Below are 11,572 nucleotides of genomic sequence, written 5' to 3' on the forward strand. Positions count from 1 at the left end.
ATGGTATACTATAATCATTGGAATGAAAAGGAGCTGCTAAAAAGAGATGAAAAAAATTGGCTTTATAGGAACGGGTGTAATGGGCTCATCCATCGTAAAACATTTATTGAAAGCTGGTTATCCCGTCAATGTTTACAATCGTACTAAGAGTAAGACCGATGAACTTGTTTCCTTAGGTGCTGCGTGGGTTGAAAATCCTGCAGCAGTTACAGAAAAAAGCGACGTTGTTTTTACGATCGTCGGTTATCCAAAAGATGTGGAAGAAACTTATTTTGGTGAAAAAGGTATCTTCCAAGCAGCTACAGCTGACCATATTTTAGTAGATATGACTACCAGTACTCCCTCTTTGGCATTGAAAATTTATGAAGCCGGAAAAGAAAAAGGGATATCTGTGTTAGATGCTCCGGTTTCTGGCGGAGATCTAGGAGCACAAAAAGGCACCTTAACCATAATGGTAGGAGGCGACGAAGCAGCTTATACTAAGGCGGAACCTATATTTAAAGTATTTTCAAGCAAAGTAAATTTACAAGGATCTGCTGGAAAAGGTCAACACACTAAGATGGCCAATCAAATCATGGTTGCTGGCACTATGACTGGGATGACAGAATTGCTAGTCTATGCAGATGCAGCAGAATTAGATTTAGACAAAGTCTTAGACACTGTTGGAGGCGGAAGTGCCAATAACTGGTCATTAACTAATTATGGTCCGCGAATTTTACGAGAAGACTTTTCACCTGGATTCTTTGTAAAACATTTTGTGAAAGACTTGAAAATTGCGTTGGATGAAGCTAAGAAGATGGGAATTGAATTGCCTTCTACTGCTTTAGCTGAACAACTGTATGAAAAATTGGAAAAAAACGGTCACGGAGAAGATGGAACGCAAGCTTTTATCAAACTTTGGTGGTCTGAAGGAAAACGACCAATAAAATAAAAAATAGCAATCTTAGCGATGCTGAGATTGCTATTTTTTTATTTAGCCTATAAAAATTTTTCATCCAATAACCTAACAAAGAGTGTTATCATAAGCTTTGCTCCAAATTTGCCTATTTAAAAAGTATTTTTTTTATGAAAAAGAGATGAGTTTACTGTCTTTTGAAGGGAAATCTGTTAAAATAATTACTGAGTCAAGTTTGAAAGGGGCACGAGATTATGAAACCTTCACAATTACAGGCGATCATACGTCGATTGGAAGCTATGCTAGAGGATAAAGATAGTGAAGTTCAAGTTCGTAGATTCGAAAAGGAAGGTAACGAACGTTGCTCGATTTCTTATGATGCGAAAACTGCTACTTTTGAATTAGAAGATAGTTCAACTCACCAAATTTACCAATTTGATGATTTGGATTTAGTTGCAATTGAAATTTTTGAATTGTTGCAAGATTAAAAATCAAAGAGAAGAACAAAGATGGGAGCGCCCATAGTTGTTCTCTTTTTTTTATTTTAAAGCTTTTAACTATCTCCAAGGATTTGATTGCTGCTTGTGGGTTTCTGCTTAAGTGCAATTTTTACTACAGTAAGGGGTAGTTATCTTATTAATAATTAGGTATACTTAATCCTGTGTACAATTAGAATTACATTAAAATGTTTTAATCATGTAATGAAAATAAAGGAGGATCTTAAGGATGAAGAAACAATTACAAGTCGGAATTTTAGGCTTTGGAACAGTTGGAAGTGGCGTCCTCAGCATTCTGAAACACCATGAAAATAAAATCAGCCAAGTAACAGGCGAAGAATTGAATGTAAAAAAAGTGTTGGTTCGAAACACCGAAAAAAATCGTGGAGCCTTATCTGAAGGAATCGAGCTGACTACAGATGCAGCGGCTATTTTAGAGGATCCTGAAATCGATATTGTCATAGAAGTCATGGGAAGCATTGAAATAGCTAAAGATTATATCACTCAAGCTTTAAGAGCAGGCAAACATGTAGTAACGGCTAATAAAGACTTGATCGCTCTTCATGGAAATGAACTGGTTGCCTTAGCAAAAGAGTACCATTGTGACCTATATTATGAAGCCAGCGTAGCAGGCGGCATACCTATTTTAAGAACGATCGTTGACAGCCTAGCTTCAGACAATATCCAAAAGGTCTTCGGTATTGTGAATGGGACAACCAATTTTATGCTGTCTGAAATGACGAACAAAAACAAAACATATGAAGAAGCATTGAAAAAAGCGCAAGATTTAGGTTTTGCTGAGAGCGATCCGACCAATGATGTAGATGGGATCGATGCTGCTAGAAAAATGGTGATTCTAACACGGCTGGCATTTGGAATGAATGTTGAATTAGATCAAATTGAAACAAGAGGCATTCGCAATGTTAAACTGGCAGATATCGAAATGGCTAAACGTTTAGGTTACCGAATCAAGCTCATCGGTTCAGCTGTTGGAATGAACGACAGTAGTGTACATGTAGATGTTGGACCTGTGCTCGTACCAGAAAACCACCCTTTAGCGGGCGTTCAAAACGAAAATAATGCTGTTTTTGTTGTTGGAGCAGCAGTTGGCGAAACGATGTTTTATGGACCAGGAGCCGGGGCGTTGCCAACAGCTACTAGTGTGGTTAGTGATGTTATTACAGTTGCTAAAAATATCGGTTTGGGTACTACAGGAAACGTCTTTAATTCTTATCAGCACGAGACTACGATTACGGAAGATAAAGCCGTGGAATCTAAATATTACATTGCCATTGAAATGCAAGACCAAACAGGACGTTTCTTAGAATTGACCACTATTTTCAGCAAATCAGCTGTTGGATTTGACCAAATCATCCAACAACCGCTTCCGGAAGCGTCTGCTAAAGTGGTTATTGTGACACATACAATGAATAAAATTCAACAAAAAGCTGTTCTCAGCACACTGAAAGAAACCGAAGGCATGAAATTATTGGCGTGCTTTAAAGTTATGGAGGGGAAATAATGTACAAAGGCTTATTAGATAAATACAAAGAGTTGCTGCCGGTCACTGAAAACACACCTATGATTTCATTAAGCGAAGGAAATACACCATTGATTCCTTTACCTAATTTGTCTGAAACATTAGGGGTAACTCTATATGGAAAATATGAAGGATTAAACCCTACTGGTTCTTTTAAAGATCGAGGAATGGTCATGGCTGTAGCCAAAGCAAAGGAAGAGGGCGCAAAAGCGATCATCTGTGCTTCTACAGGAAATACCAGCGCTTCAGCGGCTGCTTATGCAACTCGTGCGGGCTTGAAAGCTTATATCGTTATTCCTGAAGGGAAGATAGCTTTAGGAAAATTAGCACAAGCAGTGATGTATGGAGCTGATATCATTTCGATTCAGGGAAATTTTGATGAAGCTTTAACTGCTGTTCGTCAATTGGCTGAAACAGAGGCTGTAACGTTAGTGAATTCTGTTAACCCTTATCGTTTGGAAGGACAGAAAACAGGAGCTTTTGAAATTTGTGAAGCACTTGAAAAAGCACCCGATGTTTTAGCGATTCCTGTCGGCAACGCCGGCAATATTTCTGCTTATTGGAAAGGGTTCAAAGAATGGAACGATTTGCATCAAACGGGTCTGCCTAGAATGCATGGTTTTGAAGCTGAAGGCGCCGCTGCAATCGTGAAAGGAAAAGTGATCGAGCAGCCAGAAACGATTGCAACAGCTATTCGCATCGGAAATCCTGCTAGCTGGAATTTAGCTGAAGCTGCACGTGATGAATCTAAGGGAATCATTGAGTCTGTCACAGATGATGAAATCATTGAAGCTTATAAAAAAATTGCGGCGATGGATGGCGTCTTTATCGAACCTGGGTCGGCAGCTTCGCTAGCTGGTGTGATCAAAAATGTAAAAAGCGGCGCTATTCAACAAGGAGAAACAGTGGTCTGTATCTTTACAGGCAACGGATTGAAAGACCCCGACACAGCGATGAGTGTAACTGAAATCCCAATCGCTAAAATGGATGATTTAGAAGATATGCGGGATCATTTAAGAAAAGGCGCGGCATTGATATGATAACGATCCAAGTACCTGCGACAACGGCTAACTTAGGACCAGGGTTTGATTCATGTGGATTGGCGTTGAACCTCTATCTGACATTAGAGGTAGGTCAAGAACAAGCGGTTTGGCAGATTGATCACCAGTTGGGTGAAAGTATTCCCACAGATGAAAGCAATTTGATAATCCAAACGGCTTTATCTATAGTTTCGACGTTAACTCCCAGGAAGCTGAGAATGAAAAGCGAAATCCCGTCAACACGAGGCTTAGGCAGCAGTTCTGCCGCGATCGTAGCAGGAATCGAATTAGCAAACCAAGTCGCTCAATTAAATTTAACCTCTATGGAGAAACTAGAAATAGCAGCAACTATTGAAGGTCATCCAGACAATGTTGCTCCTGCTATTATGGGGGATTTTGTAGTCGCGAGCCAGTTGGGAAAAGAAATTTTTGCTGTTAAATATCCTTTTCCAGAAACAAGTTTATTAGCTGTGATTCCGAATCACGAACTACTGACTAAGGAAAGCCGCACTGTTTTGCCCCAAACGTTAACATATAGCGAAGCGGTTAAAGCTAGTTCCATTAGTAATGTGATGATCAGTGCCGTTCTGACAGGTGATTTGGATTTAGCAGGGCAAATGATGGCAAGAGATCTATGGCACGAAATATACCGCAAAGAATTGGTTCCTCATTTATCGCCTATTCGTAAACTAGCAGATGCCAATGGAGCATATGGAACTTTTTTAAGTGGAGCAGGACCAACTGTTTTAGTACTGCTGTCAAAAGATCGTCTAAAAGAGATGAAATTACTGTTGCAGGAAAAATTTAAAAAAGCTGTCGTTAAGGAATTGACCATAGACCGCTTAGGCGTACAGGCGAAGAAACAGTAAAAAAGAATCCTTCTACACTCATTGCATGAGTAGAAGGATTCTTTTTTATGCTAGTGAAGTTGGCCAACAATAGCTGTACCGTGAACTTCATTGACACCTAAATAGTCAATGACTTCTTGAGCATTCTTGTTGGTGATGCCGCCTCCGGGTAAGATGATAATACGGTCATTTGCATAATCGACTAATTCTTTTAAATGGGGTAACGTGGTTTCAATAGGTACTCCTGATGGGCCGCCATGTGTCAAAATACGTTGAACGTCATGTTCAATAAGCCAATCAATGGCTTCAAATTGCTTTTCAACGGGTATCTGATCAAAAGCCATATGGAATGTAATCTGTAATCCATAAGATTCTTCTAAAATTTGCTCTAATGCATCTTCATCTAACCAGTTGTTTTCATTCAAGCAGCCGATAACAATTCCGTCTAATCCTAAATTGCGAGCTTCGATAATATCGTAGCCCATGATTTTTAGCTCTGTATCATTGTAAACAAAATTACCGCCTCGTGGTCGAATGATAGCCATTACGGGAATCGTCTTTTCGCCGCAATAAGCCATTGTTTCGTGCATCACTCCTTTGCTAGGAGTTGTTCCGCCTACCGCTAAATTGTCACAGAGCTCGATACGATTGGCTCCATTTGCAATAGCTTGAGGAATCACCGTATAATTTTCAACGCATACTTCTTTAAGAATCATTTTGTCACTCTCCAGTTATAAATCATTTTTTCTTAGTATAGCACGAAAAAGCGGAAACACTGAACTAGTTTCTTGCGTCCGTACTTAATTGAATATTGTCTAAGTCTTCGTTATAATAAAACAGGAATAAGCTTAAGCTGACGAAAAGAGTGAAATCCACTCATACTATTTTAGATACCCAAAGGATGGTAAACGATGAAAATTTTAGTTCAAAAATTTGGAGGCACCTCTGTTAAAGATGAAGAAAGCCGACGGGCAGCTGAAAAGCATATCGTTCATGCTGTGTCATTAGGCTACAAAGTGATTGTAGTGGTTTCGGCAATTGGCCGTATGGGAGATCCATATGCAACGGATTCGCTTTTATCCTTAATCGGGGGGAATCGCAGTTTTTTAGATTTGCGTGAAAGAGACATGTTGCTGTCAGTTGGAGAAACAATTTCTACAGCTGTTTTTACAAATGAGTTAAAGAAGAATGGGCTAAGTGCTGTCGGCTTAACAGGGCAAGATGCTGGGATTGTAACGAATGAAGATTTTGGGAATGCTAAAGTACAACGAATTGAAAAAGAAGCGATTTATTCTTATTTTAAAACCAATGATGTGGTAGTAGTCACTGGTTTTCAAGGAGTCAGTGAAAACGGACATATCACCACTATAGGCCGTGGTGGAAGCGATACGTCGGCTGCTTTCTTAGGATCGGCATTTAAAGCAGAAAACATTGACATATTTACAGATGTTTCGGGCATGATGACTGCTGATCCTAGACTGGTCGATAAAGCTCAGTTTTTAAAAGTCGTTAGTTACCAAGAAGTGAGCAACATGGCACATGAGGGAGCGAAAGTTATCGATCCGCGAGCTGTAGAAATTGCGATGCAAGCGGGTATTCCTTTAAGAATCCGATCAACCTATCAGCCGGTTACCAACACGGGAACTTTAGTAACGCATATTGAAGGTCAAATCGAACCTTATCGTTTAGTGACCGGGATTGCCCATGTATCTAATTTAGTGCAATTTAGCATCGAAACGGCTCAGCAAACTCAAAAAATCATTTTTTCGTTATTAGCCGAATTGGATATCAGTGTGGATTTCATCAATATTTTTCCGCATAAGATCGTATTCACATTACCGCAAACGACTTCGGAAAGAGCTAGACTTATTTTTGATGAACAAGGCGTTTCCTACACTCTTGTTGAGAATTGTGCAAAAGTAGCAATCGTAGGTGCGGGCATCACTGGAGTACCGGGAGTTATAGCAAAAATGGTCACTACAATGGCTAAACATCAGATACCCATTTATCAATCTGCTGACAGCTACACAACTGTGTGGATCTTGATTGCAGAAACAGATTTAAAACTAGCGATCAATGAATTGCATGCTGTCTTTTTGCAAAATGAGAATCAGCCTAAAAACAACTAGGTCTGCTTGTAATTTTGTTGATTTGGCGTATAATTAAAGAAATAGTAAACTAGAGGAGTACTGTCCAAGGTACTCCTATTTTAATGGATAGGGAGAAATAATGCTGAATATATTTAAACCGACGTGGATGGTAGATGCCATCTATCACATTACACCTGAACAATTAAAAAAACAAAATATTAAAGCCGTTTTAACAGACTTAGATAACACCCTGATTGCTTGGAACAACCCAGATGGAACGGAAGAGCTGATAAAGTGGATCGAAGTCATGCAAACAGCTGGTATCCCAGTTATCATTCTTTCGAATAATAAAGCTTCTCGCGTGGAACGAGTAGCCACTGTTTTAGGGTTAGAGTACGTTTCCAGAGCAATGAAACCAACGGTTATTGGCTTTAAAAAAGCCGAGGCGAAACTGAATTTGCCCAAAGAAGAAGTATTGATGGTTGGCGACCAAATCATGACTGATATCTGGGGAGCCAACCTTGCCGGTGTACGGAATGTTTTGGTAAAACCGATTGTCAATAGTGATGCGTGGAACACTCAGTTTAATCGTTTTATAGAATTGCATATTATGAACTACTTAATACGAAAAGATCCAGATATGAGATGGAGGAAGTCTTTACATGACAAAAGAATTAATGAATGAGGAAGAAATTCGGTGCATCGGATGTGGAGCTGTTATTCAAACAACCGATAAAGACGCTCCAGGATATACACCAGAATCAGCCCTGAAAAAAGGACTTGAACAAGAAGAAGTGTATTGTCAACGTTGTTTTAGATTACGGCACTACAATGAAATTCAAGATGTCCACTTAACCGATGACGATTTTTTGAAATTGCTGAATGAAATTGGAACAGAAGATGCGTTGATAGTGAATGTTGTTGATATTTTTGATTTCAATGGCAGCTTGATTCCAGGACTCCATCGTTTTGTCGGCAATAACCCGGTTCTATTAGTGGGCAACAAAGTTGATTTATTGCCTAAATCCTTAAAACGCGGAAAAATGACCCAATGGTTACGTGAACGAGCTTTTGAAGAAGGATTGCGCCCTAAAGAGGTCGTTTTAACAAGCGCTATGAAACCTAAAGAAATGGAAAGTTTATTAGACACTATTGAAAAATACCGTCAAGGACGCGATGTTTTTGTAGTGGGAGTAACCAATGTTGGAAAATCAACATTGATTAACCAAATTATTAAAATGACAGTTGGTGTCCAAGATTTGATTACAACTTCACAGTTCCCTGGAACAACGTTGGATCGAATCGAAATACCTTTGGAAGATGGAAAACTATTGATCGATACACCTGGAATTGTTCATCGTCATCAAATGGCGCACGTTTTAGGGGATAAAGATTTAAAATTGATAGCTCCTAAAAAAGAAATCAAACCAATGGTCTATCAATTGAACGAAGGGCAAACCTTGTTCTTTGGAGGTGTTGCGCGTTTTGATTATTTACAAGGCGGCAGACGCTCATTTACTTGCTTTACTTCTAATGATTTAAAAATTCATCGGACAAAATTAGCTAATGCGGATGAATTGTATAAAAAACAAGTTGGTGAATTGTTACAGCCCCCTCGTAAAGATGAAGTGGCAGATTTCCCCGAATTGGTTCGTTTCGAATTTACTATCAAAGAAAAATCCGATATTGTTTTTGCAGGATTGGGTTGGGTAACTGTTAATGAGCCTGGAGCAGTAGTTGCAGGTTGGGCACCAAAAGGTGTTAATGTAGTTATTCGTAAATCTTTAATTTAAACTTAAAGACCAAAAAATTAGCGACTATAATCTAGATGGAGTGAAAAAATGGAATTAACTGGAAAACAAAAACGTTATTTAAGAAGCAAAGCTCATCATTTAGACCCTATTTTCCAAATTGGAAAAAATGGTTTAAACAAAGAAGTCATTGTACAGATTGGCGAAGCACTTGAAAAAAGAGAATTAATAAAAATCAACTTACTGCAAAATACCGATGAATCGGTTGATGAAGTAGCAGCAGAAATCGAACGGGCCTTAGGCTGCGATGCAGTTCAAGTCATTGGTCGTGTGATCGTGTTATTTAGCCCTTCATCACAAGAGAAATACCAACGTATTTCAACTGAATTGCCAGCTAAAAAGAAAAAGTAAAAACATGAACGAATGAAAGAAAGGTGATTATCTTGAACAAGCAAACTGTTTCTTTCCATCAGGTTGACGCTTTGACAGAGGTTTTACCTGTAAAAAACAAACGGAAAAAAGTTGGGATACTGGGTGGAACATTCAATCCGCCGCATATCGGGCATTTGATTATTGCAGATCAAGTTTGCCAGCAGCTGGGTTTGGATAAAATTTATTTTATGCCGAGTGCAAATCCTCCACATCAAGATGAAAAGAAAGCTATTGCTGCTTCTCATCGAGTGAAAATGGTTGAGGCAGCTATTCAAGATAACTCTCTTTTTGACATTGAGAAAAGCGAAGTTGAACGTGGCGGTAAGAGTTATACTTACGATACATTGTTGCAGTTAGTCAAGGAACATCCAGAGACGGATTATTACTTTATTATTGGCGGCGATATGGTAGCTTATTTACCTAAATGGTATCGCATCGAAGAATTGCTCCATCTCGTTCAATTTGTCGGCGTAAATAGACCAGGATATGGGTTAGAAAGTCCTTATCCGATTATATGGGTCGATGTCCCTTCGCTGGACATCAGTTCTACGCTTTTACGCACGAAGCTGGAAACAAATTGTCCGGTACGGTATTTGATTCCTGATAAAACATTACAGTATATTAGTGAGAAGGGGTTATATCAAAATGCTGATAAAACCGAATGACTTATTTTACGGCGAGAAATATATTAACCTCAGCCGAAAAGAACTGCTTGAAAAAGTACAAACACAAATGAGCAGTCAACGTTTTAAGCATGTCCTAGGCGTCGAAACCGCAGCTGTAGAATTAGCTCAACGCTATGGCGTTTCAACAGAGGCGGCTAGTATTGCTGCTTTAACGCATGATTATGCTAAAGAACGCAATCATGGCGAAATGCATGATTTGATCATTAGCGCAAATTTGGATTTGGAACTATTGCAATATGGCAGTGAAATTTGGCATGGTCCTGTTGGAGCTATTTTAGTCAAAAAAGAATTAGGCATCCAAGATGCGGATATTTTAAATGCTATTCATTATCATACAGTCGGCCGTCCAGAGATGTCTTTATTAGAACAAATCATCTATGTAGCCGATTATATTGAACCTGGTCGTGTTTTCCCGGTTGTCTCTGAAGCAAGAAAAGCAGCTGAAACGAGCTTAGCAGAAGCTGTAGCATTTGAAACGGAACACACTTTGCTGCATTTGATTGGTCAAAAAAGAAAAATTTACCCGAAAACCATCGATACTTATAATACATGGGTAGCAAAACCTTAGGAGGAATATAATGATAGCAACAAGTGAAAAATTATTAGAAATTGCAGTAAAAGCCGGAGATGACAAGCGAGCAGAAGACATTTTAGCAATGGACGTTCGCCAAATTTCTATTTTAGCTGATTATTTTGTCGTTATGCACGGAAATAGTGAAAAGCAAGTACAAGCAATCGCAGATGAAATCATTGATCAAGTTCACAAAGCTGGACTTAAAGTAAATCGCGTCGAAGGCCGTGAATCTGCAAAATGGTTATTGATCGATTTAGGCGAAATTATTGTACATGTTTTTCATTACTCAGAACGTTCGTTTTACAATCTCGAAAAACTATGGAGTGATGCACCATTGGTAGACATCACCGATATGGTTTAAGTCCAATGAGTTATCAAACATTTGCACAAGTTTATGACGCTATTATGGACGATACTCTTTATGAACGATGGGCTAGTTTCGTGGACCGTCAACTTCAAAACAAAGGGCAATCCGTACTCGAATTGGCTTGCGGAACAGGCGCATTAGCAGTCACATTGAAAAAACATGGCTATGATGTGACAGGGTTAGATTTGTCAGCTAATATGTTGAGTTTGGCAAGCGAACGAGCCTTTTCTGAAGGCGTTCAGCTGCCGCTAATAGAAGGCGACATGCTGGATTTATCAGAAATTGGACAGTATGATGTTGTTACCTGTTTTTCAGACTCAATTTGTTATATGCCGGATGCTGCCGCAGTTTTGAATGTTTTTAAAGAAGTGTATCAAACGTTAAATGAAGAAGGAACATTTTTATTCGATGTTCATTCAATTTATCAAATCGATAACATTTTCCCGGGCTATATGTATAATGATCAGTCGGAAGAGATCAGTTTCCTTTGGCAAAGTTATGCTGGAGAAACGGAACACTCAATCGAACATGACTTGACATTTTTTGTTTACGAGGAAGAAACAGATCGCTATGAGCGTTTTGATGAAACTCATAAAGAACGGACTTACCCAATAGAAGTGTATCGGGAAATGTTGCAGCAAGCTGGATTTACTTCAATTTTTACTAGTGCAGAATTTGGAGAGTCTGACATAAATGATGAATCTACGCGCTGGTTTTTTACGTGTAAAAAATAAGTTGTGAATCAACTTTCTGCAACAACTAAAGGCATTCATAGCGGAGAAAAAACAGGAGAATCGAAACTGATTTTTCTGTTTTTTTAATCTAGGAAGACTGTTGAATGTGAAAAAGGAG

General features: G+C 38.9%; 14 protein-coding genes. 13 read left to right on the forward strand and 1 reads right to left on the reverse strand.

Features of this window, described 5'->3' with window-relative positions:
- Positions 1-46: 46 nt before the first annotated feature.
- The 5 genes from JHE06_RS03880 (at position 47) to thrB (ending at position 4,841) form a co-directional block, all read left to right on the forward strand.
- Positions 47-931: an NAD(P)-dependent oxidoreductase gene (locus JHE06_RS03880; protein WP_201089537.1), complete on the forward strand. Its 885-nt coding sequence runs from the start codon at positions 47-49 to the stop codon at positions 929-931.
- Between the two features lie 218 nt (positions 932-1,149).
- Positions 1,150-1,383 carry a YkuJ family protein gene (locus tag JHE06_RS03885; RefSeq protein ID WP_058918108.1) on the forward strand — a complete coding sequence of 78 codons (234 nt, stop codon included), beginning with the start codon at positions 1,150-1,152 and terminating at the stop codon, positions 1,381-1,383.
- Positions 1,384-1,621: 238 nt separating this feature from the next.
- The gene (locus JHE06_RS03890) at positions 1,622-2,914 is read left to right on the forward strand and encodes a homoserine dehydrogenase (RefSeq protein ID WP_058918109.1); all 1,293 of its coding nucleotides are present in this window, start codon (positions 1,622-1,624) and stop codon (positions 2,912-2,914) included.
- Complete coding sequence (thrC, locus tag JHE06_RS03895; protein WP_201089539.1) at positions 2,914-3,972, forward strand: threonine synthase; 1,059 nt, start codon at positions 2,914-2,916, stop codon at positions 3,970-3,972. The genes JHE06_RS03890 and thrC overlap by 1 nt, the downstream gene beginning before the upstream one ends.
- Positions 3,972-4,841: a homoserine kinase gene (thrB, locus tag JHE06_RS03900; protein WP_058920178.1), complete on the forward strand. Its 870-nt coding sequence runs from the start codon at positions 3,972-3,974 to the stop codon at positions 4,839-4,841. The genes thrC and thrB overlap by 1 nt, the downstream gene beginning before the upstream one ends.
- A gap of 50 nt (positions 4,842-4,891) precedes the next feature.
- On the opposite strand, the gene JHE06_RS03905 is transcribed toward thrB, so the two are convergent.
- On the reverse strand, positions 4,892-5,533 hold the full coding sequence (locus tag JHE06_RS03905; RefSeq protein ID WP_197408984.1) for a copper homeostasis protein CutC: 642 nt from the start codon (positions 5,531-5,533) through the stop codon (positions 4,892-4,894).
- A 198-nt stretch (positions 5,534-5,731) separates the two neighbouring features.
- On the opposite strand from JHE06_RS03905, the gene dapG reads away from it, so the two are divergent.
- From dapG to JHE06_RS03945, 8 genes are all read left to right on the forward strand, one after another.
- Positions 5,732-6,949, forward strand: coding sequence for an aspartate kinase (dapG, locus tag JHE06_RS03910; protein ID WP_201089541.1), 1,218 nt, complete (start codon positions 5,732-5,734; stop codon positions 6,947-6,949).
- Positions 6,950-7,049: 100 nt separating this feature from the next.
- Positions 7,050-7,595, forward strand: coding sequence for a YqeG family HAD IIIA-type phosphatase (locus tag JHE06_RS03915; protein WP_058918112.1), 546 nt, complete (start codon positions 7,050-7,052; stop codon positions 7,593-7,595).
- Positions 7,573-8,703, forward strand: coding sequence for a ribosome biogenesis GTPase YqeH (gene yqeH, locus JHE06_RS03920; RefSeq protein WP_058918113.1), 1,131 nt, complete (start codon positions 7,573-7,575; stop codon positions 8,701-8,703). Before JHE06_RS03915 ends, yqeH begins: the two co-directional genes overlap by 23 nt.
- A gap of 48 nt (positions 8,704-8,751) precedes the next feature.
- Positions 8,752-9,072 (forward strand): ribosome assembly RNA-binding protein YhbY, encoded by a 321-nt coding sequence (gene yhbY / locus JHE06_RS03925; protein ID WP_058918114.1) that lies wholly within the window; start codon positions 8,752-8,754, stop codon positions 9,070-9,072.
- A gap of 32 nt (positions 9,073-9,104) precedes the next feature.
- Positions 9,105-9,758 (forward strand): nicotinate-nucleotide adenylyltransferase, encoded by a 654-nt coding sequence (locus JHE06_RS03930; RefSeq protein ID WP_058918115.1) that lies wholly within the window; start codon positions 9,105-9,107, stop codon positions 9,756-9,758.
- Positions 9,739-10,347, forward strand: a complete 609-nt coding sequence (gene yqeK / locus JHE06_RS03935; RefSeq protein WP_058918116.1) for a bis(5'-nucleosyl)-tetraphosphatase (symmetrical) YqeK — start codon at positions 9,739-9,741, stop codon at positions 10,345-10,347. Before JHE06_RS03930 ends, yqeK begins: the two co-directional genes overlap by 20 nt.
- 13 nt (positions 10,348-10,360) lie before the next feature.
- Entirely contained in the window at positions 10,361-10,714 is a 354-nt protein-coding gene (gene rsfS, locus JHE06_RS03940) for a ribosome silencing factor (RefSeq protein ID WP_156413303.1), read from the forward strand.
- 5 nt (positions 10,715-10,719) lie between these two features.
- The gene (locus JHE06_RS03945; protein ID WP_058918118.1) at positions 10,720-11,454 is read left to right on the forward strand and encodes a class I SAM-dependent DNA methyltransferase; all 735 of its coding nucleotides are present in this window, start codon (positions 10,720-10,722) and stop codon (positions 11,452-11,454) included.
- The last annotated feature ends 118 nt before the right edge of the window (positions 11,455-11,572 follow it).

The organism is Carnobacterium sp. CS13, from assembly GCF_016653495.1.
GTDB classification, from domain to species: Bacteria; Bacillota; Bacilli; order Lactobacillales; family Carnobacteriaceae; genus Carnobacterium_A; species Carnobacterium_A antarcticum.

Bases quoted from the DNA above. Each gene is read 5' to 3' on its own strand.
- yqeK (WP_058918116.1), top strand. From the start codon at position 9,739: ATGCTGATAAAACCGAATGACTTATTTTACGGCGAGAAATATATTAAC.
- JHE06_RS03890 (WP_058918109.1), top strand. From the start codon at position 1,622: ATGAAGAAACAATTACAAGTCGGAATTTTAGGCTTTGGAACAGTTGGA.
- JHE06_RS03880 (WP_201089537.1), top strand. From the start codon at position 47: ATGAAAAAAATTGGCTTTATAGGAACGGGTGTAATGGGCTCATCCATC.
- yhbY (WP_058918114.1), top strand. From the start codon at position 8,752: ATGGAATTAACTGGAAAACAAAAACGTTATTTAAGAAGCAAAGCTCAT.
- dapG (WP_201089541.1), top strand. From the start codon at position 5,732: ATGAAAATTTTAGTTCAAAAATTTGGAGGCACCTCTGTTAAAGATGAA.
- thrC (WP_201089539.1), top strand. From the start codon at position 2,914: ATGTACAAAGGCTTATTAGATAAATACAAAGAGTTGCTGCCGGTCACT.
- JHE06_RS03915 (WP_058918112.1), top strand. From the start codon at position 7,050: ATGCTGAATATATTTAAACCGACGTGGATGGTAGATGCCATCTATCAC.
- yqeH (WP_058918113.1), top strand. From the start codon at position 7,573: ATGACAAAAGAATTAATGAATGAGGAAGAAATTCGGTGCATCGGATGT.
- JHE06_RS03945 (WP_058918118.1), top strand. From the start codon at position 10,720: ATGAGTTATCAAACATTTGCACAAGTTTATGACGCTATTATGGACGAT.
- JHE06_RS03885 (WP_058918108.1), top strand. From the start codon at position 1,150: ATGAAACCTTCACAATTACAGGCGATCATACGTCGATTGGAAGCTATG.